This is a genomic window from Streptomyces katrae, from assembly GCF_002028425.1.
GTDB lineage: Bacteria > Actinomycetota > Actinomycetes > Streptomycetales > Streptomycetaceae > Streptomyces > Streptomyces katrae_A.
Genome location: NZ_CP020042.1, coordinates 6386432 through 6412144 on the forward strand (window position 1 = coordinate 6386432; position 25713 = coordinate 6412144).

The following is a 25713-nucleotide window of genomic DNA, read 5'->3' on the forward strand; positions in this document are numbered from 1 at the left end:
ATCTGAACATCCCCAGGTCACGGCCTCATCACCCGGCCGACCTCGGGTCCTGCGCGCGGGCGGACCCGAGGTGAGCGCGGTCCGGCGCGGCGGCCGGTGCCGGCACGGGTACCCCTACGCGCCCGCGCCGCGCAGGTGGGCCAGGACGGCCAGGACGCGGCGGTTGCCCTCCGTCGGGTCCAGTTCCAGTTTCGTGAAGATGCTGCCCGCGTGCTTCACCACGGAGGCCTCGGTGACGAACAGCCGCGCCGCCAGGGCCTGGTTGTTGAGCCCCTCCGCCATCAGGGCCAGCACCTCGCGCTCGCGCGGGGTGAGCCGGGCGAGGGGGTCGTTCGCCGGCCGGGGCGCCAGGAGGACGCGGACCACTTCCGGGTCGATGACCGTCTGCCCCGCGTGCACCCGCCGCAGGGCGTCGAGGAATTCCTCGACCTCACCGACCCGGTCCTTGAGCAGATAGCCCAGCCCGGCCGCAGAACCGCCCGTGAACAGCTGCGTGGCGTAGGCGGTGGCCACGTACTGCGACAGCACCAGGACCGGCAGCGCGGGGTCGGCGCGGCGCAGGGCGAGCGCGGCCCGCAGCCCCTCGTCGCGCAGCCCGGGCGGCATCCGCACGTCCGTCACCACCACGTCGGGCCGCTCGGCCTCCACCGCCCGCAGCAGGGCGGGGGCGTCGCCGACGGCGGCGAGGACGCGGTGGCCGCCGAGGGCCAGCAGCTCCGTCAGGCCCGCGCGCAGCAGCACCGAGTCCTCGGCCAGGATCACCCGGAGCACGGCACCTCCATCCGCAGCCGCGTCGGCCCGCCGGCCGGACTGCTCACCGTCAGCCTCCCGCGCAGCATCGCCACCCGGTCCGCGAGCCCCGCCAGCCCCGCTCCCGCGCCGGGATCGGCGCCGCCGCGGCCGTCGTCGGTGACGGTGAGGGTGAGCCGGCCGCCCTCGACCCCGCCGGCGACGTCGACCCGCGAGGCGCCGCTGTGCTTGGCGGCGTTGGCCAGGGCCTCGGTGACGGTGAAGTACGCGGTGACCTCGACCGGTTCGGGCAGCCGTGGTACCTGGAGGTCCACCGTGACGGGGACCGGATGGCGCAGCGCCACCTCGGCGACGGCCGCGGCCAGCCCGTGGTCGGTCAGCACCTGCGGGTGCATCCCCCGCACCAGGTCCCGCAGTTGGGCCAGTGCCAGCTTGGCCTCCTCGCGGCCCCGGCGCACCAGGGCGGCGGCCCCGTCGGCGCCGGGGGCCCTGCGCAGCTCCAGCTCCGCGAGGCCCAACGTCATGCTGAGGGCGACCAGTTGCTGCTGGGCCCCGTCGTGCAGGTCCCGTTCGATGCGGCGCCGCTCCGCCTCGAAGGCCTCGACCAGCCGGACCCGCGAGCGGGTCAGCTCCAGGACCCGGGCGTCCTCCTCGTGCGGCCCGAGCAGCAGCCGCACCGTCTTCACCTGCACCCCGGTGATCAGCGCGGCCGCGTACGCGGCGAGGGCCAGTCCGGCCAGGCCCGCGGCGGTGCCGCCGAGGGCCTCCAGCGGGCCCGCCACCGCCTCGCCGGGTATCAGCATCACCGGCTCCGGGGCGAGGGCCCACACGATCACGGGGGAGACCACCAGGATCAGCGAGAGGGCCACCAGGGCCAGCACCCCGAACCCGGCCGCCCCGAAGGCCGGCCCGAGCAGCACGGCGTACCCGAACTCCCGCCAGGTGGCCCGCTCCCGCAGCCGCGTCCGCAGCCAGGCCCCCGCGCCGGCGCCGGCGAGCGAGGTGTGCGGATCCGCGACGGGTTCCGCCTCGACCCACCGCAGCCGCCGCCGCTCCAGCTCCCCCAGGGGCACCGCCCCGGCCAGGGCGCCGGCCAGCAGCACCAGACCGATCCCGGCGACCGCCAGCAGCAGCCCGAGCCCGAGGAGCAGCACGAGCGCGCACAGCACCCCGTACCCGAGCACGAACCCGCTGCCGAGATACGCCCAGCACCGCCAGGGCCACCAGGACGCCAGGAACCGCAACGGCCGCCGCAGCGACCGCCATACCGCCACGGCCGGTTCGAGGGGCGGCGCGGGGTCTGGAGCGGGGTCAGGAGTGGTGGATCCGGGCATGGGGACCAGCCTAGGCGACGGGTCAGCGCGCCCGACGGGCCGTCACACGGCCGCGCCCAGCGCCACGAACCCGCAGATCAGCACCAACAGCAGGACCAGCAGCGGCCAGACGAAGCGGAGGTAGGTGTCGAGGTGCCGACCGCCACGAGCCGGTCGTAGCCGAGCGCCAGCATCATCGGCACCAGCAGCCCGTCGAAGCCGGGCGTCTCCTCGGCGAAGCCCTCTACGGTGCCGAGGACGGAGAAGACCACCATCACGGCGGCGATCAGCAGGGCCCCGCGGTCGCGCAGCCGGTGCGCGAGGCGGGCGATGCCCCGGTCGAGGGCGCCGGAGTGGTCCGTAAGGGTGAGCGGACCCCGGGGCGCGCGGGGGCGTCATCGGCCCGGCCCGGAATCACCCCTCGGACAAGGATCTTGACCCGCCCGGCGCGTGTCGAACCGGGCCCTTGATCGTTTCTTCACCCGTAACCCTCATATCGGCTGCCGAATCGGAGGACCGCGGTGACGGCTTGGCAGTACTACGCCGGGGCGGGCATGGTGGCCGCGCTCTGCCCGCTGCACGGCCACGTGGCGGTCGCGGGCGACGGGCACGGCAGTGGGGCCCGGGTCGACATCTGCGTACCGGCCGGGCGCCCCGCGCGGCCGCCCATGCCGCCGCCGCCCGTCGCCCGGCCCGGCACCCCGGCCGTGGTCCCGCCCACCGTACGGGTGCGGGTGCCCGGCGCCGGACGGCCCGCCGTGCACCACCCCGGCGAGGCGCCGGGCCTGCCCGGGACCCCGGCACCCGGGGCCCCGGCACCGGACGGCGGGGCGCAGCCGGCCCCGGCTCCGCCGGCGTCCCCGCCGGGGCCGCAGGCGGCGCCGGCCGCAGCCTCCGGTCCGGCCGCGCCCGGGACCGCCGCGCCGGTGGGCGCCTTCCACGTCCGCCCGTACCGCTCCGTGGCCCTGGAGCGGCGCAGCCCGAACGGACTGAGCACCATGATGCTGATGGTGGTCGTCACCACCCCGGCCGTGCTCGCCGCCGCCGCGCTGCGCCCCCGCTCCAAGGGCCGGGGCTCCGCCTCCTGAGACACCGCCGCGCCGCGGCTTCGAACCGCTGACACACCGACGCATCCACGAACGGGAGATCCCTCGTGTCCGAATGGCTGGTCCTGGCCATCGCCATGGCGCTCGTCTGCGCCCTCGTCCTCGCCATGACCGTGATCCGGCACCGCCGGGTCGCGGACGACGAGGACACCAGCGAAACCCCCGACGTCATCGAGTACATGACGATGATGGTCGGCGTGGTCTACGCGATCGTCCTGGGCCTGGCCATCGCGGGGGTCTGGGAGGCGCGCGGCGCCGCCGAGGACAGCGTGCGCCGCGAGGCCCAGTCGCTGTACGAGGTCACCCAGCGGGCCGACGTCTACCCGGCGCCCGTCCGCGACCGGATCCGCGGCGAGGTGGACGCGTACGTCTCGCACACCGTCAACGTCGACTGGCCGCGCCTCGTCTCCGGCCGGGAGGCCTCCCCCGAGGGCGCCCAGCTGCTCGGGAAGCTGCGGACGGACGTCACCCACCAGAGCCCCGCCAACGAGCTCCAGGCGCAGGCCTACCAGCCGCTGCTCGACCAGATCGCGGCCGCCGACGACGCCCGGCACTCGCGCACGCAGAGCGACGAGTCCACCCTGCCGAGCGTGGTCTGGGTCGGGCTGGTGGTGGGCGGCGTCGTCACCATCGGGCTGATCTTCACCCTGCAGATCCGGCGCTCGGGCCGCGAGCTGCTGCTGGCCGGTCTCTTCAGCGCCCTGATCGTGTTCCTGCTGTTCATGGTCTGGAGCTTCGACGCCCCCTTCGGGCGGGACGGCACCGACTCGGCGGGAGCCTTCCAGGACCTGTTCCCGGCCCTGTCGGTGACGGCCTCCCGCTGAGGCCCATGGGCCCATGGGCCCATCGGCTCTCTGGCTCCGCGGCCCCGAGCCCCGGGGCCCCGCGGTCCGGCCCCGGCGGGCTCAGCTCCCCGCCGGGGCCGCCTGCCGCCGGGCCGCGGCCACCAGCGGCGAGTGCCGCAGCGCGTGCGAGATCCGGACGAGGTCGCGCGGCCCGTCGGCGGTGACGAGCACCCGGTCCGCGTCCGTTTCCTCCTCCTCGGTCCCGGCCACCGCCTGCGGGTCGGCGGCGCAGACCAGCACCGCGGCCGCCACCATCGCCGCGTCCGCGACGGCGCGGGCCGTCTCCTCGTCCGCGCCGGTCTCCAGGGCCCGCTCGTAGGCGGTGTCGCGGTGGCGCCGGTCGAAGCAGGGGCCCAGCCTCAGGAACCCGTCGTGGATGTCGGACTCCCGCTGGATCACCCGGATCTCGGCCGGGGACCACCAGGACATCCGCACCCCCGGGGTGTCGCCCGGCGCGGTGCTCTGCACCTCGTGCCACAGCGCCCCCAGGTCCCGGTAGGTGCTCCAGGTCCGCCAGCTGTCGGACACCCGCTGGTACAGCAGGGGCAGCACGAAGCCCACCGAACTGACCAGCGCTCCGGCGGAGGCCAGCGGCGGGGCGACGAAGGTGCTCAGGAAGTCCAGGTCGTGGCCCAGCCAGCGGGCGGCGACGGCCGACATCTTCGCGGCGTCGTACGCCAGGCTGATGGCGTAGCCCGAGACGATGATCAGCAGGCCGGCCCGGAGCCAGCCGCAGACCTGGAGGGACCAGCGCCAGCACATCGAGACCATCATCATCACGGCCACGTTGTGCGCCAGCAGGTAGGAGGCGATCATCAGCCGGATGTAGGGGGTGTTCGCGTAGTACGTGTCGAAGTCGCGCAGCCGCTCGACGGGGGCCGCGCCGAGGGCGAACAGGATGACGATCGCCGTGATGACCACGGAGTAGCCGGCGATCCAGCGCATCGAGGTGTGCCTGATCTCCTCCGCGGGGCCGCCGCGCCAGTTGAACACCAGGACGAGGCAGGAGGCGCTGAAGGCCGTCATCAGGCAGTAGACCAGGGGAGCGGAGAAGTTGGCGACCCCCGTCCAGCGGTTGACGGCTTCGATGGTGGGCGGGGCGGCGAAGGTGAAGACCGCGCCGGCGAGGAGGAGCAGGAAACAGACCGACCGCAGGAGCGGATCGCGCCAGTTGGTGCGCAGGGCCGGCAGCTTGCAGACGAGGGAGACCGCCATCGCGGCCGCCGGGATGTAGTAGTCCGGTCCTTTCAACGGTCGTTCCTGTGCCCCCGGTAGCCGAGGGAGGTCTCGATCCGTCCCGCCAGCTCGTCCCGCCGGCCGGCCGCCCGCCCGCCGGAGGACCCGGCCAGCCAGGTGCGGCATCTGCTGCCGAGGAGGAGGCCGAACGTCTCGGCCTCGGTCTCCTCCCGGACGTCGGCGCGGGTGCGCGCGGCGACGCTGCGGACCGTCTCGCCGAGGTCGGCCCCGTCGGTCAGCAGCCGGGCCGCGACGGCGGCGCCGTCGACGTGGTGGCTGCAGTGGCCGGCCTGCATGTGCCAGAGCTCGTGGCCCAGGATGACCAGCTGGTGGTCCGGCGCGGTGCGCTCCTCGATCACGACCAGGTCCCGGTCCGCCATGTCGAGCCACAGGCCGCTCGCGGTCCCCTGGGGGAACGCCGCCATCCGGAACTGCACCGGGCGGCCCCGGTGCCTGCTCATGCCGTCGCAGAGGGCGGTGTAGAGGTCCACGGGTTCCACGGGGCCGGCCAGCTTGATGCCGGACACCAGCTCCGCGCACAATCGCCGCTGCGCTCTGCCTATGCTCACCGTTCTCCCCGTCGACGCGGATCCGGATCAGGACTCAAGGATCAGATCCAGACTTTCGACTGGGTCATGATTCGTTCGGTTTGACGCTTTCGAGAAGCATGTCCAGCCATTCGGTCACCTTGTCCCGGTGCTTGTCGCTGGGCAGTTGGGCGGCTCGCCAGGCGATGCCCCGGACGCCGTGGTTCTGCAGGAGCCGGGCGAGCGGGTCGCCGGCCGCGGCGGCCTCGGCCGGTACGGTCTGCCGCTCGCGCCCCGCGAAGTCCTGGAGGAGCTGCTGCTCGGTGCGCTGGAGGGCGTCGGTGAGGGCGTCGGCGTCATGGGCGGTGAGGAAGCCCGCGTGCACCCCGAAGAAGCGCTGGATGGCGTCGCAGTGCTCCATGGTGGGCCGCCGGTCGCCGTTGATGAGGGCGCCCGCCTGCTGCCGCGACATCCCGGCGCCGTCCGCGATCTCCTGCTGGGTGTAGCGGCGGCCGTTGGGCTTCACCCGGGTGCGCCGCAGCAGGTCGAGGCGCTGGAGGAAGCGCGCCTGGAGATCGGGTTCACCGGCCCGCCGGCCGTCCAGGAGGGACCTGATCACGTCCGTGGGGACCCCGGAGGCCTCCGAGAGGCGGCGGAGGTCGAAGACCTGGTTCGGGTCGCGGCCCATTTTGTTCGCCAGCTCGGCGACCCGCGTGACGGTTGCCGCCAGGGGCGCGTTGGCCACCGCGACGGGAGCCGGGAAGCCGTCTGTCACCAGTGGTTCTCCTAGATCGCGCGAGGTGAGTGGGCACGTGGTCGGCCTCAGGGAATCTATCCGGTTTGTTTTGGGAGAGCCATAACTTGCCACAGCTGTGGCGCGAATGAGCTGTCGCCAGGCTGGAATTGCCACAATAGTTGACACTCGAATGAAGTCGGTAGCAGGATCGCCACACGGAAATGAAGATCCAGACCGTTGAGGAGGGGGAGCTCTCGGTGCCACATCTCGCAGCGGTGGGCCCGTCTGATGGCCTCGTCCGAGCCGGTGAGGAGCGCCTGGCGGGCGACGAGTCCGCCCGTGGCGCAGTGCGGTCGGAGCGGCGCAAGGAGATTTTGCGCCAACGCCGCGAAGAACTGGGCCTGAGCCAGGAAGACCTCGCGGCGCGCCTGCGCATCAGCGTACGCGCGTACGGGAACTGGGAGCGCGGCCTGGTCAAGGAATGGACGGACCGCAAGCTCCTCGCCCTGGCCGAGGCCCTGGAGATGAGCGAGCGGCAGTGCTTCTGGCTCTTCCGCATCATGGTCGACCGCGACCCGCCGCCGACCTGGCGCGCGGCCGAGGAGAACCGGCTGCCCCAGGACCCGGCGCAGCGCGACTACCTGGTCGACTACGCGGCCCTGATGGAGGCCGTGCCCTACCCGAGCTTCCTGGTGGACCACCGCTGGGACGTGGCCCTCACCAACTCGGCCTTCGACCGGCTCTTCCAGACGGTGAGACCGCACCCCACGGCCCTGCCGGACGACAACTTCCTGCGCTTCGTGCTGTTCCACCCGGACGCCGCCGCCGTGCTGGAGGACCACGAACCGGCCTGGTGCGTACCGCTGCTGGCCCAGTTCGCCACCGCCCTGGCGGCGTCCCCGGACGACGAGGGGCTGCGCAGCATCCGCCAGGAGGTGGCCCGTGACCCGTTCATGGAGGCGGCCTACCGCTACGGGGTCCCGCACTGGCTGACCACGCACGGGCAGGAGGCCGCCGAACAGGACGGCGCGGTGCGCACGGTGCGCCACCCCGACCCGGTCTGGGGTCTGGTGCGCTGCCGGATGGTGGCCGAAACCAGCCGGATGCTCGACGGGATGGGGCTCACCCGGATCACCCTGGTGCTCTCCGCCCCGCAGGGCCTGCCGACCGGACCGGTGCGCGGCGGCGCGGGCTTCCCGCAGCAGCAGGGAGCCCGTCTGCGGGCGGTTCCGACACTGGGCGACTGAGGCGGCGGGAGACACACTGGTCCCCACCGGGGACACTGGTTCCCCGAGCGCTGCCACGGCGCGCGCGGCGGCGGGATCCGGCGAAGCTCCGGTACGCCGCCGCCGCGCGCCGAGGATCCGATGCCACGATCGGCGACATCGAGCGGATGTCGCCGATCGTGGCATTCGTGTCGCTGTCCGGGGCGTCCCGCCCCGGGCCGTGGCGGCGACGGGTACCTCGAAAGGCCGGAAGGACGGTAGGGGCGTGCGGTTGACCATCCTCGGCGGGGGCGGATTCCGCGTCCCGCTCGTCTACGGAGCACTGCTCGGCGACCACGCCGAGGGGCGGGTGTCCCGGGTGACCCTCTACGACGAGGACCCCGTGCGGCTCGCCGCGATGGCCCGGGTGCTCGCGGACCAGGCCGCCGCCTCGGGAGCGGCCGACGCCCCGGAGGTCAGCGCCACGCGGGACCTGGACGAGGCCCTGCGCGGGGCCGACTTCGTCTTCTCCGCCATCCGCGTCGGCGGCCTGGAGGGGCGTGCGGCGGACGAGCGCATCGCCCTGGCCGAGGGAGTGCTCGGCCAGGAGACCGTCGGCGCGGGCGGGATCGCGTACGGACTGCGGACCGTGCCGGTGGTGCGGGAACTGGCGCGCAGGATCGCCCGCGGCGCCCCGGACGCCTGGGTCATCAACTTCACCAATCCGGCCGGGGTGGTCACCGAGGCGATGTCCGAGGAGCTGGGCGGCCGGGTCATCGGCATCTGCGACTCGCCGGTCGGTCTCGGCCGCCGCATCGCCCGGCTGCTGGGCGTCGCCCGCCCCGGGGAGGCCTGGATCGACTACGTCGGCCTCAACCACCTGGGCTGGGTGCGCGGCCTGCACGTCGGCGGGCGCGACGAGCTGCCCCGGCTGCTGGACGACACCGAGGCGCTGGAGTCCTTCGAGGAGGGGCGCCTCTTCGGGGCGGAGTGGCTGCGCTCGCTGGGCGCGATCCCCAATGAGTACCTGCACTACTACTACTTCAACCGTGACACCGTACGGGCCTACCAGGAGGCCAAGCAGACCCGCGGGGCCTTCCTGCGCGACCAGCAGCGCGGGTTCTACGCCGAGGCCGGCCGGCCCGGGCAGCCCGCCGGGGCGGCGCTGGCCGCCTGGGACCGGACGCGGGCCGAGCGCGAGGCCACGTACATGTCCGAGAACCGCGAGGTGGCGGGGGTCGGCGAGCGCGAGGAGAGCGACCTGGAGTCCGGCGGCTACGAGAAGGTCGCCCTCGCGCTGATGCGGGCCATCGCCCGCGACGAGCGGGCCGCGCTGATCCTCAACGTCCGCAACGGCTCGACCCTGTCCGTGCTGGACGCGGAGGCGGTGATCGAGGTGCCCTGCCTGGTCGACGCGAACGGGGCCCACCCGGTGTCCGTGGCCCCGCTGCCCCTGCACGCGGTGGGGCTGGTGACCTCGGTGAAGGCGGCCGAGCGGGCGGTCCTGGCCGCCGCGGCGAGCGGCTCCCGCGCCGACGCGGTGAAGGCCTTCGCGCTGCACCCGCTGGTGGACTCCGTGTCCGTGGCCCGGCGGCTGCTGGAGGGGTACGCGGCGCAGCACCCGGGCCTGGCCCACCTGCGCTGAGCCCGGCGGACCGGACCGGCGGGACCGCCGTACGGGTTCACCCGTACGGCGGCTTGCGGCATGCGGGGCGGGCGGGCGGCTGTGACAGTGCGAGGGTGACCACTGCCCCCGCCACGGCCGCGCCGCCGCCCGCGCTCGACCGGCGGCGGCGCAACGTCGTCTTCGGCACGATCATGCTCGGCGTGCTGCTGGCCGCCCTCGACCAGACCATCGTGGGCACCGCGCTGCCCACGATCGTGGGGGACCTCGGCGGCGGGGACCACATGGCCTGGGTGGTGACCTCCTACCTGCTGGCGGAGACCGTCGCGACCGTGCTCGTCGGCAAGTTCGGCGACCTCTTCGGCCGCAAGGCCGTCTTCCAGGTCTCCGCGGTCGTCTTCATCACCGGCTCCTTCCTCTGCGGGCTCGCCGGGAACATGTCCCTGCTGATCCTGTGGCGCGGGGTCCAGGGCATCGGCGCCGGCGGCCTGATGGTCACCTCCATGGCGCTGATCGCGGACGTGGTGCCGCTGCGCGAGCGCGGCACCTACCAGGGCGCGATCGGTGCCGTCTTCGGCGTCGCCACCGTCATCGGCCCGCTGCTCGGCGGGCTGTTCACCGACCACCTGAGCTGGCGCTGGGCCTTCTACGTCAACGTGCCCATCGCGGTGCTGGTGGTCGCGGCCGCCGCCCGCACCATCCCCTCGGTACGGGCCCGGGGCAGGCCACGGATCGACTACCCGGGCATCGCCCTGGTCGCGGTCGGGTCGAGCGCGCTGATCCTGGCCACCAGCTGGGGCGGCAACGAGTACCCCTGGACCTCCGGGGTGATCGTCGGACTGCTGGCGGGCGGGGTGCTGGCGCTCGCGCTGTTCTGCCTGGCCGAGACCCGGGCCGCCGAACCGATGCTGCCGATGCGGCTGTTCCGCAACCCCGTCTTCACCGTGTGCTCGGTGCTCAGCTTCGTCGTCGGCTTCGCCATGCTCGGCGCGATGACCTTCCTGCCGACCTACCTCCAGTACGTGGACGGGGACTCCGCCACCCTGTCGGGCGTACGGACCCTGCCGCTGGTCATCGGCCTGCTGATCGCCTCCGTCTTCAGCGGCAACGTCACCAGCAGGACCGGCCGGTACCGGATCTTCCCCATCGTGGGCTGCGCGGTGATGGGCGCCGGCCTCTACCTGCTGTCGCGGATGGACGCGGACACCGGCGGCGGGCTGGAATCCGTGTACATGTTCGTGCTCGGTGCCGGGATCGGCCTGTGCATGCAGGTGCTCACCATCGCGGTGCAGAACACCGTGGACTACGCAGACCTCGGCACGGCCACCTCGGGCGTGACCTTCTTCCGTACGCTGGGCAGCTCGTTCGGGACCGCCGTGTTCGGGACCATCTACGCCAACAGCCTGGGCCCTGGACTGAAGGTCGCCGTGGCCGGGGCCGCCCGGGCCACCGGCCGGGACCCGGCGGGGCTCGCGGCCGCGGCGCAGAGCCCGCAGGGGGTGCACGCGCTCGACCCGGCGGCGTCCGGCCCGATCGTCGGCGCGTACACCCAGGCCCTGCACACCGTGTTCCTGTGGACGGTGCCGGTGGCGGCCGTCGGCTTCGTCGTCGCGCTGTTCCTCAAGCAGGTCCGGCTGCGCGACACCGTCCGCGCCGCGTCCACGGACATGGGCGACGGCTTCGCCTCGCCGGCCACGGCCTCCGGGGACTCGGCCAAGCTGCTGGAGCTGGCCGTGGGCAAGCTGGTGCGGAACATGGGCCCGCAGCAGGCCCGGGAGATCGTCGAGGCCTCCGACACCCGGCTGGACATGGCCGGCGCGTGGGCCGTGATGCAGGTGGACCTGCTCACCCGCACGGTCGGGCACGCCGGCCTGGGGCTGATCGCCTCGCGCCGGTCGCTGCCGCCGGAGCTGCTGCTGCCGGTCTTCGACCGGATGGTGGAGGAGGGCTTCCTGACCCGGCAGAACGGATTCTTCAGCCTGACCCGGGGCGGACAGCGGGAGGCCGACGTCATCTCCGCCGCGTGGGCGCAGTGGCTCGGCGACCAGCTGGAGCGGGACCGCGGCCGTCCGCGCAGCGCGGAGCTGAGGGCGGCGGCGGACGCCATCGCCAAACGGCTGCTGGCCGAGGACCTGCGCGAGGGAAACTTCGCGCCCCGGCAGGCCTAGCCCTGCGTCGCGCGGGTGGCGTAGTCGTGGCCGGGGGCCGTGGGCAGTGAGGTGAGGGCGGGGTTCCAGGCGTGCAGGACCGCCGCCGAGGGGGCGTAGAGCGCTCCGGGGATCTCCTCCGGGGCGAACCAGCGCCACTGGGCGATCTTGTGCGGTTCGGTGACGGCCGGGGTGCCCGTGGCGGAGCGGGTCAGGGCCGCCGCCGTCAGCCGGGTGACGGCGGTCTCCGTCGCGGAGAGCTGGACGGCCAGCACTTCGACGGCCTCCGGGGTGGTGCGCAGGGAAGTCTCCTCGGCGAGCTCGCGCGCGGCGGCCTGTTCGAAGCCCTCCCCGGGGTCGACCTTGCCGCCGGGCAGTTCCCAGCGCCCGTCGTGCGCCTGGCCGAGCAGGACCCGGCCGTCGGGGCCGAGCACGATCAGGCCGACGCCGACGACGGCATGGGGCTGGGGGACGCCCCGCGGGGCGCCGGCGGTTTCGGGGGTCTGGGGAGTCACGCGGGGCTGTCCTGTTCCTCGTCCGGCGGGAGTGGCCATTGTCCCATCCGACGCCGCGAGGAGACGGGGCGTCAACCCGGAGCGGGGCCGGTCCATCGGACGGGTGTGCGAGTTTCGGCCAGGGCTCGTGCGTGCAGGCTCTGGCGGTCCGATCGTCGTATGTACCTCGGCTCAGGGGGCGCGCAATGGCACATGTGCTGGTGATCGGTGGTGGGGTCGCGGGGCTCGCGACGGCCCTCCTGGCGGCCCGGCGGGGGCACACGGCCGAGGTCTTCGAACGCGACACCCGGGCCCCCGGCGCCGCACCCGACCGGGGCCTCCCGGCGGGGGACGTCCTCGGCCGTGACCTCCTCGGCCGGGACGTCCTTGGCCGTGACCTCCTCGACCGGGACTTCTTCGGCTGGCACCGTCCGGGCGTCCCCCAGGCGGCGCAGCCGCACCTGCTGCTCGGCGCCGCCCGCGCCGTGCTCCGGGCCGAGCTGCCCGACGTGTACGCCGAGATGCTCCGGCTCGGCGCCCGCGAGCGGCACGAGCTCGACTGGTTCGACGTGAGACCCCCCGCGCGCCCCGGCGACGAGGACCTGGTGCTGGTCCAGGCCCGCCGCATCGTGCTGGAGAGCGCGCTGACCACCGCCCTGCGCGCGCAGCCGGGGGCGGTGGTGCGCTACGGGGAGCCGGTCACCGGGCTGACCGCGACCGGGGGCCGGCAGCCCAGGATCACCGGGGTGAGCACCCCGGGCGGCGGGTACGGGGGCGACCTCGTGGTGGACGCGGCGGGCCGGCGCGGCGGCTGCGCGTCCCTGCTCGCCACGGCCGGCTGCCGCCCGGGCACCGTCGAGCGGCACCGTACCGGCCTCGCCTACTTCTGCCGCTGGTACCGGCTGCCCGACGGCGTGGACGAGGGGCCGCGCCGCCCCTGGACGGTGACCGGCGGAGCCTTCGCGGGCTGCGCGGTCTTCCCGTCCGACAACCGGGTCTTCGCCGTGACCGTGTTCGCGCACACCGGCGACCCCACCCGGGGCGCCCTGCGCGACCCGGCCGTCTTCGAGGCCGCCGCACGGGCCTTCCCGCCCGGCGCCGCCTGGCTGGGGCTGGGCGCCGAGCCGCTGTCGGGGGTACTGGCCACGGCGGGGCTGGACAACCGTTGGAGCCCCCTGGCCGACGCGCGGGGCCCGGTGGTGAGCGGCATGGTCCCCGTCGGGGACGCCCTCACCCACACCAACCCCACCCTGGGCCAGGGGACCTCGCTCGCGCTGTGGGCGGCCGACCGGGTGGCCCGTACCGCCCACCGGGACCCCGGATCCCCCGGCTTCGCGGCCGGGTACCACGGCTGGGCGCTGCGCACGCTGAAGCCCTGGTTCGACTTCCAGGCGGGCGCGGACGCGGCCGTCGGGGCACGGCTGGCGGCCGGGGCCGGGGCCGGGGCCGGGGTCGTGGTGCCGGGGGGCGGGGGTGCGGGGAGCCTCGCCGGGCGGGCGCGGGAGGCGGCCGCGCTGTTCGAGTGCGCGCTGGAGGACCCGGAGGTGATGCGGGCCCGGGCCAGGGTCCGGCACCTGGCCGAACCGCCCGGACGGGCCTACGCGGACCCCGCCGTCCGGGCCAGGGTGGCGATCTGGCTCGCCCGGCGGCCCGACTGGGCGCCGAACGCGGTGGGACCGGACCGCGCGCGGTGGGAGGAGCTCACCGCGGCCGCCGCCGTGCCCCCTCAGCCGGCCTCGCCCAGGACCTCGGCCAGATCGTAGCCGACGACCTCCTCCAACTGCTCGTACGTGCAGCTCTCCGGGGTGCGGTCGGGGCGCCAGCGGACGAACTGCGCGGTGTGCCGGAAGCGGTCGCCCTCCATGTGGTCGTACTTCACCTCGCAGACCCGTTCGGGACGCAGCGGCACCCAGGACAGGTCCTTCTTCCCCGTCCAGCGGCTCTGCGCGCCGGGCAGCCGGGCGCTCTCGTGGGCGGCCTCCTCGGCCCAGGAGGCCCACGGGTGCCCCGTGACGTCCGGCATCCGCAACGGCTCCAGTTCCCCGACGAGCTCGGCGCGGCGCTTCATGGGGAAGGCGGCGCAGACGCCCACGTGCTGGAGCGCGCCGTGGGCGTCGTACAGGCCCAGGAGCAGCGATCCGATGATCGGACCGCTCTTGTGGAAACGGAAGCCCGCGAGGACGACGTCGGCCGTACGCTCGTGCTTGATCTTGAACATCAGGCGGGCGTCGGGCCGGTAGGGCAGATCGAGGGGTTTCGCGACGACCCCGTCGAGCCCGGCGCCTTCGAACCGCTCGAACCACTCCCGCGCGAGCGCGGGATCGGTGGTCGCGGGCGCGAGATGCACGGGGGGCCGGGCTGTGGAGAGGACGTGGACCAAGGCGCTGCGGCGGTCGGCGAGCGGGGTGTCGAGGAGGGCCTCGTCGCCGAGGGCGAGCAGATCGAAGGCGACGAAGCTGGCCGGGGTGGTCTCGGCGAGCAGCTTCACCCGGGAGGCCGCCGGGTGGATCCGCTCGGTCAGCCGGTCGAAGTCCAGCCGCCCGCCGTGGACGATCACGATCTCCCCGTCGACCACGCAGCGGTCCGGCAGGTTCTCCTTGAGCGCCGCCACCAGCTCGGGGAAGTACCGGCTCAGGCTCTTGCCGGTACGACTGCCGACCTCCACCTCGTCCCCGTCGCGGTGCACGATCGCCCGGAAGCCGTCCCATTTGGCCTCGTACTGCATGCCGGGCGGGATCCTCGCCACGGACTTGGCGAGCATCGGCTTCACGGGCGGCATCACCGGCAGGTCCATACCGCCGATTCTGCGGTGGTACGTCCGGGCCCGCTCGGTGTGCGGGGCCGCCCGCGCGCGCCTACCGTGGCGCCCATGGCTGGTAGCGCGGGTGGTGCGATCGAGCTCGACGCGGGCGGGCGGGCGGTACGCCTGTCCAGCCCCGACAAGGTGTACTTCCCGGAGCGCGGGTACACCAAGAGGGACGTCGCCGAGTACTACCTGGCCGTCGCCCCTGGGATCACCCGCGCCCTGCGCGACCGCCCCACCACCCTGGAGCGGTACCCGGAGGGGGTGGAGGGCGAGTCCTTCTTCCAGAAGCGGGCCCCGAAGAACCTGCCCGACTGGATCCCGACCGCCCACATCGCGTTCCCCAGCGGCCGCACGGCGGACGAGATCTGCCCCACCGAGCCGGCCGCCGTCCTGTGGGCCGCCAACCTGGGCTGCCTCACCTTCCACCCCTGGCCGGTGCGCCGCGGGGACACCGACCGGCCGGACGAACTGCGCATCGACCTGGACCCGCAGCCGGGCACCGACTACCACCACGCGGTGGCCGCCGCACACGAACTGCGGGCCCTCCTGGACGAGGTGGGCCTGCGCGGCTGGCCCAAGACCTCGGGCGGACGCGGGCTGCACGTCTTCGTGCCGATCGAGCCGCGCTGGACCTTCACGGACGTCCGCCGGTGCGCGATCGCCCTGGGCCGGGAGCTGGAGCGGCGGATGCCGGGGAAGGTCACGACGGCCTGGTGGAAGGAGGAGCGCGGCGAGCGGATCTTCGTGGACTACAACCAGACCGCCCGCGACCGGACCATCGCCTCGGCGTACTCCGTCCGCCCCCGCCCGCACGCCCCGGTCTCGGCGCCCCTGCGCTGGGAGGAGGTGGACGACGCGGAACCGCGCGACTTCGACATCGTGACGATGCGGGCCCGCTTCGCCGAACTGGGCGACCTCCACGCCGACATGGACGACCACGCCTTCAGCCTGGACGCCGTCCTGGAACGCGCGGCCCGCGACGAACGCGACCACGGCCTGGGCGACATGCCGTACCCCCCGGACTACCCGAAGATGCCGGGCGAACCCAAACGCGTCCAGCCAAGCCGAGCCAGACACCAGGACCCGCAGGACTGAACCACCGTAGGTTCGCCCACCGCACGGGGACTTCGAAGCCCTCGCTCGCCGGCGTGCGCGGGTCGGCGGCTAGGGGGCGGGGGCGGGTCAGAAGTCGTCCACTTCGGCGATCGTGAAGGGGACGGGGGTTCCGGCGCCGAAGGGGCCGCCCTTGTCGTACTGGGAGCGGGTGACGAGCAGGCCGTGGCCGGAGCGGAGGACGGACGTCGGGATCTGCAGTTCGGAGCTGCTGAAGACGGCCTCCTGGGTGACGGACTGCGCGGCGGGCGAAACGGCCAGGCGCACCAGGGTGTTCGTGCGGTTGAGGGCCACCCAGAGCTTGCCGTCCCGGTAGGAGAGGCCGTCGGCGTTGGGCAGGGAGACGCCGGGGACCGTGGTGACGGCGCCGGTGTCGGTGGCGATGCGGTACAGGGCGCCGGTGGTGGTGTTGGCGGTCAGCAGGGCGCCGCCGTCGACGTACGCGATGCCGTTGAGGTTGAGGCCGGAGTGCTGCGTGTAGTCGGCGGGCGTGCCGGTGAGGTCGCGCCAGGTGTCGAGCGCGGTGTCGGTGCCCTGCGTCCGGGCCTGCGTCAGCTGCTGCGGGGTGACCCGGTAGACGGCGGGGTTGAAGGAGTCCGTGAGGTAGGCGGTGCCGTCGGGGCCGAAGGCGAGGTCGTTCACGCCGCCGGAGGCGAAGGGGATGTGGAACCGGGCCACGCGGATGCCGGTGGTGTCGTCGTACACGGTGACCGACCGGTCCGTGCCGCCCGAGACCCACAGCCGGCCGGATCCGTCGGCCTTGACTCCGGCGGCGTGGGCTCTGCCGTCCGTGCCGGACGGAAGGAAGACCGACGCCTGCGTCCCGCCGGCCGGCAGCCGCAGGACGGATCCGTCGCCGTAGGCGGAGACGAACACGTCGCCGGTCGAGGGGTCCTGGGTGAGGCTCTCCGGATACAGCCCGAAGCCGGGCAGGGAGGCGGCGGTCCGGACGACGGGCGCGGCGAGGGCGGTTCCGGCGGCGAGGACGGTGGCGCACAGGGCGGCCGTGCCGCCCACGACGAGGCGGCTCAGCCGGATGCGGAAACGGTTCGGGCTGGTGACTGACATGGTGAGGCGATCCCTTCCGGGTGTCGTGTGGGGTGGTGGCCGTGCGCCGGGCCGGGGCCGTGACGGCCGGTCAGGCGGCGGGCGAGGAGCACAGGGCGAGGAGGTCGGTGGCGTTGCCGCCCTCGGGCAGGGCGCGCACGGCCCGCAGTACGGCGTCGACGCGTTCGGGCGGGAGGGCGGTGCCGGCCGACAGCCGGAACTTGTGCTCCCGCTCTCCGGTGGTGAGCGGCACGTCCGGGCCGCCCTTGCTGGTGTCGACGCGGATCTCGTGCGTCCGGCCGTCCCGCGTGGTCACGCGCAGCACGGCCGGGAGCCGGGTGGGGAACAGCGGGTCGAGGCCGGGGTCGGGCACGCAGCGGATGAGGGCGGCGAGGGCGCGCCGGGCGGGGTCGTGGGCGGCGGCGTCGGTGAAGTCCTCGAACCAGACGCCGAGGCCTCCGCCGCCGAGGAGGGCGGTCGCCACGGTGAAGGGGCCGGAGAAGGCCGCCGCGTAGCCGGTGGCCGGGGCGGCCTTGGCGGTCGCGGGCTCGCCGATCGTGCGGTGCATGGCGGTGGGGACGCGCAGCTCGCCGTGGACGACGTCCTCGGCGCGCACTCCTTGGTCCCTCAGGCGCAGTGCGGCGTCGATACCGGGGTGCGTGAAGTGGTTGCACGGGTACGGCTTGACGATGATCTCGCTGGTCTCCCAGCGTTCCCCCAGGCCGTCGAGGACCGCCTCGGGACGGGCCCGGTCGCCGCACCAGGCCTGGAAGAACCCGAACCGCCCTTCCAGGACCGTGGGCGGCCCGGTGATGCCGGCCCGGGCCAGCTGGGCGGCCGCCACTCCGGCATGCGCCGCCCAGCCGCAGTGCATCCGCTTGACGGTGCCGCCGGTGCGGTTGGCCTCCAGCAGGCCGGCGCCGGTGCTCGCGGCGATCCCCAGGGCGGCGGCGATGGTGTCCTCGTCCGCACCGAGGAGCAGGGCGGCCGCGACGGCCGCGCCGAGGGTGCCGCAGATGGAGGTGGCGTGCTGGCCGCGTTCGAAGAACAGCGAGTTGCCGAGGTCCGGGTCGTAACCGGCGATGCCGAGCCGGATGCAGACCTCGGTCCCGACCGTGACGGCGTCGAGCAGCTGCGGCCCGCCGGCGCCGGTGGCCTCGGCGACGGCGAGGGCGGCCGGGATCACGGAGGCGCTGGGGTGCAGGACCGACAGCATGTGGGAGTCGTCGAAGTCCATGGCGTGCGCCAGGGTTCCGTTGACCAGGGCCGCCGCCGGTACGGCCAGCGCCTGGTGCGATCCGATGACGTGCGCCGGGCCGGTACCGCCCCACTCGCGGGCGACGGCCAGTACGGCCCGGGGGGCGGGTTCGCCCTGGGCGAGGAGGCTGTTGCCCAGGCAGTCGAGGATCCGCTCGGCGGCCTCGGCGCGCAGCCGCCCGGGCAGGCCGCGGTCGCGGGCCTCGGCGGCGAAGGCGGCGAGGCGGTGGACCAGGGGGGCGGGGCCGGGCTGTGACCTCGTCATCGTGACTCCTGCGGGGCGGCCGTGGGGGCGGTGAGGACGGCGAGCGGCCGGACCGGGGACCCCGTGCCGCCGGTGATCTTCAGCGGGCTGAGGACGAACAGGAACTCGGCCGCTCCGGCGGCGGCCAGCGTCTCCAGGTTCATGTGCTCGATGAGGTGGACTCCCCGGTCCACGAGCAGCGTGCGGTGGACCGGGAGCACCGCGTGCCCCTGGCCCGCGGGGATCTGTTCGACGGCGGTGGTGTCGGCGCCGATGGCGCGCACGCCGCGGTCGGCGAGCCAGGCCGCGGCGGACTCGGTGAGGCCGGGTACGCCGGTCTCCCGGCCGATGTACGCCTCGGCGTCGCTCCACCGCCGCGCCCAGCCGGTGCGGACGAGGCACACGTCCTGCTCGGCGGGCAGGACGCCCGCGCGGGCGGCGGCGTGGGCCAGGTCGTCGGCGGTGATGCCGTAGCCGGCCGCGAGGATTTCCGTGCCGTGGGCGGCGGCGACGTCCAGGAGGACGCCGCGGCACACCATGGGCGGCACGGTGTCGATGCCGTGGACGGAGAAGCGTCCTCCCTGCTGGGCCGCGGCGGCGTCGTGGCCGCCGAAGAGCCGTCCGTGGTGGGAGGCGTGGGACAGCGCGTCGATGTGCGTGCCGACGTGCCCGCCGGTGACGATGAGCTCGTTGGCGGCCGAGCTCCCGTCCGGCCGCAGCCCGTCGCCGTGGCGGCGCAGCAGCGCCATGCGGAAGCCCGGGTGGTTGGGGGAGCACGGCATGCCGTTCTCCAGGGGCTGGGCGAGATCGTGGACGATCGTCCCGGCGGCGATGGCCGTCAGGAGGGGATCGGCGGCGGTGGCGGGGAGCGAGGGGGCGTCGGTCATGGGTTGCCTTTCACGGGCGGGCTGGGCCACGTCGCGGGAGGTGGGGAGCGCCGGGTTCACGAGGCGGGGGCGCCGGCCGAGATCGCGCCGGCCATCGTCAGGACGGCGCGGGCCTGCGCCACCAAGGGCGGCGCGACGGTGCGGCCGTCGTCGGTCACGAACACGGACGATCCCGAGTCCGGCCGGGAGGCGGCGGCCGCCAGCACGGCGCGGGCGTCGGCGACCTCCTCGGGGGAGGGGGTGAAGACCTCGTTGATGACCGGAAGCTGGCCGGGGTGGACGGCGAAACGTCCGAGGTAGCCCATGCCGCGGCCGTCCAGGCAGGAGCGGCGCAGCCCTTCCGGGTCGTCCAGCCGCGGGTAGACGCTCATGGCCGGGCTGACGAGCCCGGCGGCGCGGGAGACGAACACGCAGCGCACCCGGGCGGCGTCCATGGTGGGTCCGTCGAAGTCGGTGCGCAGGTCGGCGCGCAGGTCGTTCTCGCCGAGGCCGATGCGTTCCAGCCGGGGCGTGGCATGGGCGAGCTCGCCCAGGGCTTCGACGCCGCGTGCGGATTCGACGAGGATCTGCACGCCCGCGTCGCACCCGGCCTCCTCCAGCCACCGGGCGGCCTCGCGGATCTGCTGCGGGTGCTCGACCTTGGGCAGCCGGACGGCCGCGAGGCCGGGGCCGGCGACGGCCCGTACGTCGTCGCGGGCCAGGCCGCCGGCGACGGAGTTGACGCGTACGTACGTGGGCTTGGGCGGGGCGGCGGAAAGGATCTCGGCGGCGGCCCGGCGGGCGCTCTCCTTGCTGTCGGGCGGTACGGCGTCCTCCAGGTCGAGGACGACGGCGTCGGCCTCGCTCGCGTACGCCTTCTCCACCATGCGCCCCTTGTGGGCGGGAACGTAGAGGTAGCTGCGGTGCACGGTGGCGGTCATACGACCTCCCTTTCTGCGAGCGCGGTTAACTCCGCGTGCCCGATGCCGAGTTCGCCGAGGATCTCGGCGGTGTGCTCGCCCAGGCGCGGACCGGCCGAGCGCACGGACCCCGGCGTGTCCGAAAGCCTGAAGGCGGGGCCGGGCATGCGGATCGTGTCCAGTTCCGGGTCGGGCACGGAGATGACGGAGCCGCGTGCGGCGAGGTGCGGGTCCTGGAGGACGTCGGCGAAGTCGTAGACCGCGCCGATGGCGGCCTGGGCCTGCTCGAAGGCGTCCACGACCTCGTCGCGGGTGCGCTCGGCGATCCAGCCGCCGACGGCGGCGTCGAGTTCGCCGGCGTGCCGCGCGCGGCCGGATCCGGTGCCGAACCAGGGTTCTTCGGCCAGTTCGGGGCGGCCGACCAGGCGGACCACGCGCTCGGCGATGGAGACGGTCGTGGCGGCGACGGCCACCCAGTGGCCGTCCTTGGTGCGGTAGACGTTGCGCGGGGCGTTGTTGGGGGAGCGGTTGCCCTGCCGGGTGGGCATGACGCCGGTCAGGTCGTAGGTGGCGAGGGGCCCCGCGAGGACGCCGAGCATCGACTCGACGATGGAGAGGTCGACGACCTGTCCGCGCCCGGTCAGCTCGCGGGCGCGCAGTGCGGTCAGCGCGGCGAAGGCCGCGGTGAGTCCGGCGACCGCGTCGGCGAGGGGGAAGGAGGGCAGGGTGGGCGGCCCGTCGGGGGTGCCGGTGAGGTGGGCGAGCCCGCTCATGGCCTCCCCGACCGTGCCGAAGCCCGGCCGGTGGGCGTAGGGGCCGTTCTGGCCGAACCCGGTCATGCGCAGGAGCACCAGGCGGGGGTTGTCCGCGCTGAGAGCGGCGTAGTCCAGGCCCCAGCGCTCCAGCGTGCCGGGGCGGAAGTTCTCCACGACGAGGTCGGCACCGGCCGCCAGGCGGCGGAAGATCCGCTGGCCCTCCTCGGTGTGCAGGTCGAGGGTGACGGAGCGTTTGTTGCGCGCCACGACCTTCCACCACACGGGCACGCCGTCGGCCTGTGCGCCGTAGCGGCGGGCCGGGTCGCCGTCGGGGTGCTCGACCTTGACGACGTCCGCGCCGTAGTCCCCGAGCAGGGTGGCGGCATAGGGGCCGGCGAAGAGGGTGGCGGTGTCGATGACCTTCAGGCCGGCGAGGGGGGTGGGAAGGCGGAGGGCTCTGGGTGTTGATGGGGATCGGAGCCGGATCGGTTGATCATGCTCTCCAGACAACATGCTCAGTACAGCGAAGTAAATGCGAGCAGCGTCACACGGGGAGACTGTGTCCCTTTTTCGGCCACACTTTGCCTTTTCTTGTTAATTAATGGGGCGTTAGGCGGGGCGGAGGGGTCGGGAACGAGGTCGGAAATCCGGCGTTCTGACGGACCGGGTTGACGAAATGCCAAGCCATGCTTATAAGCTAGGCTTCGTTCGTGGATGACAATCAAGACACGATCGACCTGGCCCGGCAGACCCGCGACAGCGTGTCCGCGCTCAGCCGGCGGATGCGTCAGGAACGGCCCGCGCACGGCCTCGGGCTCACCAGCGCCTCGGTGCTGAGCAGGCTGGACCGCATCGGCGCGCTCAGCCCCAAAGAACTGGCCGCGCACGAGGGCGTCCAGCCGCAGTCGCTCACCCGCCAGCTCTCCGCCCTGGAGGAGCGAGGCCTGATCACCCGCCGGCCCCACGACCGTGACGGCCGCCAGGTCCTGATGGAGATCACCGAAGCGGGCCGCCATCTGGTGGAGGCCGACCGGCACTCGCGCGACGCATGGCTCGCGCAGGCCATCGGCACCCGCCTCACGCCGGTCGAGCGGGACCTCCTGCGCGCCGCGAACAAGCTGCTCGACCTGTTGTCCGAGACCTAGACATCCCCGAGGGGGAACCGTGGCATTACCCACCGCGCGGACCGCGAGAGAACCGGTTCCCCCCAAGCCCGCCCGCCTGCCGCTCGGCTTCCTCACCCCGATCGTCCTGGGCACCATGCTCAACGCCCTGAACTCCTCGATGCTCGCGGTGGCCCTGCTCTCCATCCAGAAGGCCTACGACGCCGGAGCCGCGGTCGTCTGGCTGGTCTCCGGCCTCTACCTGGCGACCGCGGTCGCCCAGCCCACGATGGGCCGCCTGGCCGACGCCTTCGGCCCCCGCCGGATCTTCGGCATCGGCCTGTTGCTCGTGCTGGGATCGGCCGCCGCGGCCCCCTTCGCCCCCACCCTCGGCTGGCTGATCGCCGCACGCGTGGTCCTGGGCATCGGAACCTCGGCCGCGTACCCGGCCGGCATGTCGATGATCCGCCTGCGGGCGGACTCCGGTCCGGCCGCGGGCGGCGCACCGGCCGGCGGCCTCGGCGCCATCTCCGCCGCCTCCCAGGCCGCCGTCGCCCTCGGCCCGCCGCTCGGCGGCGTGCTCGTCCAGCTCGTGGACTGGCGCGCCATCTTCTGGGTCAACGTCCCGATCGCCCTGGCCGCCATGGTCATGGCCCTGCTCTGGCTGCCCGCCGACGATCCGGCCCGGCGCGCCTCGGTCACCCTGCGCGAACTGGACCTGCCCGGCATGGCCCTGTTCACCGGCGAACTGTGCGGCCTGATGCTCTTCCTGCTCTCGCTGCCCGACCACCCGCGGTGGTGGGCCCTGGCCGTGTTCGTCGTCCTGACCGCCGTCCTGATCTGGCGTGAACTGCGCGCCCACCGGCCCTTCGTGGACCTGCGCATGATCGCCCGCAACCGACCGCTCGCCGCGACCTATGTACGCTGTATGGCGACGTACGTGGTCTTCTACTCCATCACCTACGCCCTGCCCCAGTGGCTCCAGCAGGGACGCGGCCTGTCCGAGTCGGAGTCGGGCCTGGTCATGCTCCCCGTCGCCATCCTCGGCATCGTCACCACCATGTGGGCCACCCGGCTCGTCGGCCGCGGCCTGCGCATCGTCCTGATCACCGGCTCCGGCGCCCTGTGCCTGGGCAGCGCCGCACTGGCGCTGTTCGGATCGAGCGTGCCGATCTGGCAGATCCTCGTCATCGCCGCGGTGCTGGGCCTGCCCAACGGGTTCAACAGCCTGGGCAACCAGACGCTGATGTACCGCACCGCGCCGGCCGAGCAGATCGGCACCGCCTCCGGGCTCCTGCGCACCTCCCAGTACATCGGGGCCAACCTCGCCTCGGCCCTGGTCGGCATCGCGCTCGGCCGGCAGGCCGGCGACTCCGGACTCCACCTGCTGGCCGCCGTGATCACCGGCATCAGCCTCGTACTCCTCCTCAACGCCGCCACCACGCGCCACCTGCGCGGTGCGGCAGCCCGCGGCTGAACCGCTTCCCCGGCCCAGCCGCACTCCACGCGCACGCACTCCGTGCTGCTCGTCGCCCCCGTGGCACCCCTCCCACACCTCCCATGCCTCACACGCCTCCGAAAGGAACCACCCATGCCCGTCGTGGAACTCAGCCCCAAGGCCGCCCTCGTCGTGCTCGACCTGCAGCAGGGCATCCTCGGGCTCCCGCTGCAGCCCCACCCGGCCGCCCAGGTCGTCGGCAACAGCGCCCGCCTGGCCCACGCCTTCCGCAAGGCCGGCCTTCCCGTCGTCCTGGTCAACGTGGCCCACGGGCCCGACGGCGGCGCCGCCCTCCAGCCCCGCGCCGACGTGCCGCACAACCCCCCCGCCCTGCAGCCCGAGTTCTCCCGGCTCTCCCCGGAGCTCGAGGCGCAGCCCGGCGACCTGCTCATCACCAAGCGGCAGTGGGGCGCCTTCACCGGCACCGAACTGGACCTCCAGATGCGCCGCCGCGGCGTCGAAGAGCTCGTCCTCACCGGCGTCGCCACCAACCTGGCCGTGGAGTCGACCGCCCGCTTCGCCTACGAACACGGCTACCACGTGATCGTCGCGGAGGACGCGACCAGCACGTTCTCCGCCGAACACCAGGAGTTCGCGACCACGCGGATTCTCCCCATGATCGCCCGCGTCGACTCGACCGACGCCGTACTCGCGGCGCTCGGGGCAGCGCAGCAGCGCTGAGCCGCCGCTGCGGCGCGCCCGCACCCCGGACGCACGCCCCGACGCGCATCCCGGCCCGCACCCCGGCCCTTTCGAACCGTACGACATCCGATGGAGATCCCATGAGTACGCCCCTCGCAGACGCCGTGATCGAAGGCCGCAGCGGCGAAGAGCTGCTGAGCCTGCCCCTGCCCGGCCACATGAAGGCCGTGACGATCCACAAGGACCAGACCGGGATGTTCGACGGCGTCGCGGACAAGGACGTCCGCAAGTCGATGCACGTCGAGGAAGTCCCCATGCCCGAACTCGCTCCCGACGAGGTGCTGGTCGCGGTCATGGCCGGCGCCATCAACTTCAACACCGTGTGGTCGGCCACCTTCGAGCCGGTCCCCACCTTCCGGTTCCTGGAGCAGATGGGCCGGCGCGGGGGCTGGGACGCACGGCACGACCTGCCCTACCACATCCTCGGATCCGATGCCTCCGGCGTCGTGGTGCGCACCGGTTCGGCCGTGCGCCGCTGGAACGCGGGTGACCACGTCGTCATCGGCACGGCCTACGTCGACGAGCAGGACCCGGCCACCCACCGCGACGGCATGCTCGGCGAGGACCAGCGCGCCTGGGGCTTCGAGACCAACTTCGGAGGCCTGGCGGAGTACACCGTCGTACGGGCCAGTCAGCTGCTCCCCAAGCCCGCGCTGCTCACCTGGGAGGAGGCCGCGTCCAACCCGCTGTGCGCGGGCACCGCGTACCGGATGCTCGTCAGCGACCGCGGCGCCCGCATGAAGCAGGGAGACGTCGTCCTGATCTGGGGCGCGACCGGCGGACTGGGCGCGTACGCCGTGCAGTTGGTGCGCAACGGCGGCGGCATCCCCGTCGGTGTCGTCAGCTCCGCGGAGAAGGCGGAGGTGCTGCGCAAGCTCGGCTGCGAGGCGGTCATCGACCGCTCCGCGATCGAACAGGGCGACCGCACCATGCTCCAGCGGCCCGAGGGGTGGAAGAAGCTGGGCAAGGCGATCCGCGACGCGGTCGGCGAGGACCCGCACATCGTCTTCGAGCACGTCGGCAAGGCGACCTTCGCCGCCTCGGTCTTCCTGGCGCGCCGCGGCGGCACCGTCGTCACCTGCGGGTCCAGCACCGGCTACGACCACCAGTACGACAACCGCTACCTGTGGATGAAGCTGAAGAACATCATCGGCAGCCACGGCGCCAACCTGGACGAGCAGTGGGAGACCAACCGGCTCATCGGGATGGGCAAGGTCCTTCCGGCCCTGTCCGCCACCTACGCGCTGGACGACGCCGGCGAGGCGGCGCGCAGCGTGCAGGTGAACGAGCACCTCGGCAAGGTCGGTGTGCTCGGCCTCGCCCCCAGGGCCGGCCTCGGCGTGACCGACGCGCAGGCGCGCGCCCGCGTGGGCGAGGAGCGGTTCCGGCTCTTCCAGAGCTGACCCCGCGCCCCCGTAC

Annotated in this window: 23 protein-coding genes and 1 pseudogene; 11 read left to right on the forward strand and 13 right to left on the reverse strand. The window is 73.9% G+C overall.

Annotated features, from left to right (window positions below; all coding sequences use genetic code 11):
• Nucleotides 1-114: 114 nt before the first annotated feature.
• The 3 genes and pseudogenes from B4U46_RS28890 to B4U46_RS28900 all read right to left on the reverse strand — a co-directional run.
• The gene (locus B4U46_RS28890; RefSeq protein WP_079430581.1) at nt 115-771 is read right to left on the reverse strand and encodes a response regulator transcription factor; all 657 of its coding nucleotides are present in this window, start codon (nt 769-771) and stop codon (nt 115-117) included.
• A complete protein-coding gene (locus B4U46_RS28895) occupies nt 759-2084 on the reverse strand; it encodes a sensor histidine kinase (RefSeq protein ID WP_079430582.1) in 1326 nt (441 codons plus the stop codon). The genes B4U46_RS28890 and B4U46_RS28895 overlap by 13 nt, the downstream gene beginning before the upstream one ends.
• 131 nt (nt 2085-2215) lie before the next feature.
• Nucleotides 2216-2416 (reverse strand): annotated as a pseudogene (locus B4U46_RS28900) (YfcC family protein); the annotation flags it as partial.
• Between the two features lie 168 nt (nt 2417-2584).
• On the opposite strand from B4U46_RS28900, the gene B4U46_RS37585 reads away from it, so the two are divergent.
• The gene (locus tag B4U46_RS37585; protein WP_079430583.1) at nt 2585-3151 is read left to right on the forward strand and encodes a hypothetical protein; all 567 of its coding nucleotides are present in this window, start codon (nt 2585-2587) and stop codon (nt 3149-3151) included.
• 65 nt (nt 3152-3216) lie between these two features.
• Nucleotides 3217-3993 carry a DUF4239 domain-containing protein gene (locus B4U46_RS28910; protein WP_079430584.1) on the forward strand — a complete coding sequence of 259 codons (777 nt, stop codon included), beginning with the start codon at nt 3217-3219 and terminating at the stop codon, nt 3991-3993.
• Nucleotides 3994-4074: 81 nt separating this feature from the next.
• Here B4U46_RS28910 and B4U46_RS28915 read toward each other — a convergent pair whose 3' ends face one another.
• From B4U46_RS28915 to B4U46_RS28925, 3 genes are all read right to left on the reverse strand, one after another.
• Nucleotides 4075-5265: an MAB_1171c family putative transporter gene (locus B4U46_RS28915; RefSeq protein WP_079430585.1), complete on the reverse strand. Its 1191-nt coding sequence runs from the start codon at nt 5263-5265 to the stop codon at nt 4075-4077.
• The gene (locus B4U46_RS28920) at nt 5262-5819 is read right to left on the reverse strand and encodes a toxin-antitoxin system, toxin component (RefSeq protein ID WP_185117152.1); all 558 of its coding nucleotides are present in this window, start codon (nt 5817-5819) and stop codon (nt 5262-5264) included. Before B4U46_RS28920 ends, B4U46_RS28915 begins: the two co-directional genes overlap by 4 nt.
• A gap of 64 nt (nt 5820-5883) precedes the next feature.
• Nucleotides 5884-6552 carry a helix-turn-helix domain-containing protein gene (locus tag B4U46_RS28925; RefSeq protein ID WP_042817517.1) on the reverse strand — a complete coding sequence of 223 codons (669 nt, stop codon included), beginning with the start codon at nt 6550-6552 and terminating at the stop codon, nt 5884-5886.
• A gap of 335 nt (nt 6553-6887) precedes the next feature.
• Between B4U46_RS28925 and B4U46_RS28930 the strand changes: the two genes are divergently transcribed.
• The 3 genes from B4U46_RS28930 to B4U46_RS28940 all read left to right on the forward strand — a co-directional run bounded on the left by B4U46_RS28930 (nt 6888) and on the right by B4U46_RS28940 (nt 11510).
• Nucleotides 6888-7760 (forward strand): helix-turn-helix domain-containing protein, encoded by an 873-nt coding sequence (locus B4U46_RS28930; RefSeq protein WP_079430586.1) that lies wholly within the window; start codon nt 6888-6890, stop codon nt 7758-7760.
• A gap of 244 nt (nt 7761-8004) precedes the next feature.
• Nucleotides 8005-9363: a 6-phospho-beta-glucosidase gene (locus B4U46_RS28935; RefSeq protein WP_079430587.1), complete on the forward strand. Its 1359-nt coding sequence runs from the start codon at nt 8005-8007 to the stop codon at nt 9361-9363.
• A gap of 173 nt (nt 9364-9536) precedes the next feature.
• Nucleotides 9537-11510, forward strand: a complete 1974-nt coding sequence (locus B4U46_RS28940) for an MDR family MFS transporter (protein ID WP_107438457.1) — start codon at nt 9537-9539, stop codon at nt 11508-11510.
• Here the strand turns inward: B4U46_RS28940 and B4U46_RS28945 are convergent.
• A complete protein-coding gene (locus B4U46_RS28945; RefSeq protein WP_261340946.1) occupies nt 11507-12004 on the reverse strand; it encodes a nucleotide triphosphate diphosphatase NUDT15 in 498 nt (165 codons plus the stop codon). The genes B4U46_RS28940 and B4U46_RS28945 overlap by 4 nt on opposite strands.
• Before the next feature lie 185 nt (nt 12005-12189).
• On the opposite strand from B4U46_RS28945, the gene B4U46_RS28950 reads away from it, so the two are divergent.
• Entirely contained in the window at nt 12190-13746 is a 1557-nt protein-coding gene (locus B4U46_RS28950; RefSeq protein ID WP_079430590.1) for an NAD(P)/FAD-dependent oxidoreductase, read from the forward strand.
• Here B4U46_RS28950 and B4U46_RS28955 read toward each other — a convergent pair.
• Nucleotides 13710-14777 carry an ATP-dependent DNA ligase gene (locus tag B4U46_RS28955; protein WP_079430591.1) on the reverse strand — a complete coding sequence of 356 codons (1068 nt, stop codon included), beginning with the start codon at nt 14775-14777 and terminating at the stop codon, nt 13710-13712. The genes B4U46_RS28950 and B4U46_RS28955 overlap by 37 nt on opposite strands.
• A 75-nt stretch (nt 14778-14852) precedes the next feature.
• Here B4U46_RS28955 and ligD point away from each other — a divergent pair, with 75 nt between their 5' ends.
• Nucleotides 14853-15884, forward strand: a complete 1032-nt coding sequence (gene ligD, locus B4U46_RS28960; protein ID WP_185117151.1) for a non-homologous end-joining DNA ligase — start codon at nt 14853-14855, stop codon at nt 15882-15884.
• An 87-nt stretch (nt 15885-15971) separates the two neighbouring features.
• On the opposite strand, the gene B4U46_RS28965 is transcribed toward ligD, so the two are convergent.
• From B4U46_RS28965 to B4U46_RS28985, 5 genes are all read right to left on the reverse strand, one after another.
• Entirely contained in the window at nt 15972-16970 is a 999-nt protein-coding gene (locus B4U46_RS28965; protein WP_079430592.1) for a hypothetical protein, read from the reverse strand.
• Nucleotides 16971-17040: 70 nt separating this feature from the next.
• Complete coding sequence (locus tag B4U46_RS28970; protein ID WP_079430593.1) at nt 17041-18471, reverse strand: MmgE/PrpD family protein; 1431 nt, start codon at nt 18469-18471, stop codon at nt 17041-17043.
• On the reverse strand, nt 18468-19337 hold the full coding sequence (locus B4U46_RS28975; RefSeq protein ID WP_079430594.1) for a cyclase family protein: 870 nt from the start codon (nt 19335-19337) through the stop codon (nt 18468-18470). Before B4U46_RS28975 ends, B4U46_RS28970 begins: the two co-directional genes overlap by 4 nt.
• A gap of 56 nt (nt 19338-19393) precedes the next feature.
• Nucleotides 19394-20257, reverse strand: coding sequence for an HpcH/HpaI aldolase/citrate lyase family protein (locus B4U46_RS28980; protein WP_079430595.1), 864 nt, complete (start codon nt 20255-20257; stop codon nt 19394-19396).
• Entirely contained in the window at nt 20254-21504 is a 1251-nt protein-coding gene (locus B4U46_RS28985; RefSeq protein ID WP_079430596.1) for a CaiB/BaiF CoA transferase family protein, read from the reverse strand. The genes B4U46_RS28980 and B4U46_RS28985 overlap by 4 nt, the downstream gene beginning before the upstream one ends.
• A gap of 197 nt (nt 21505-21701) precedes the next feature.
• Between B4U46_RS28985 and B4U46_RS28990 the strand changes: the two genes are divergently transcribed.
• From B4U46_RS28990 to ccrA, 4 genes are all read left to right on the forward strand, one after another.
• The gene (locus tag B4U46_RS28990; protein WP_079430597.1) at nt 21702-22136 is read left to right on the forward strand and encodes a MarR family winged helix-turn-helix transcriptional regulator; all 435 of its coding nucleotides are present in this window, start codon (nt 21702-21704) and stop codon (nt 22134-22136) included.
• Nucleotides 22137-22155: 19 nt separating this feature from the next.
• On the forward strand, nt 22156-23571 hold the full coding sequence (locus B4U46_RS28995; RefSeq protein WP_208949822.1) for an MFS transporter: 1416 nt from the start codon (nt 22156-22158) through the stop codon (nt 23569-23571).
• A gap of 114 nt (nt 23572-23685) precedes the next feature.
• Nucleotides 23686-24273 (forward strand): hydrolase, encoded by a 588-nt coding sequence (locus tag B4U46_RS29000; RefSeq protein WP_079430598.1) that lies wholly within the window; start codon nt 23686-23688, stop codon nt 24271-24273.
• Nucleotides 24274-24374: 101 nt separating this feature from the next.
• A complete protein-coding gene (ccrA, locus tag B4U46_RS29005; RefSeq protein WP_079430599.1) occupies nt 24375-25697 on the forward strand; it encodes a crotonyl-CoA carboxylase/reductase in 1323 nt (440 codons plus the stop codon).
• Nucleotides 25698-25713 lie beyond the last annotated feature (16 nt).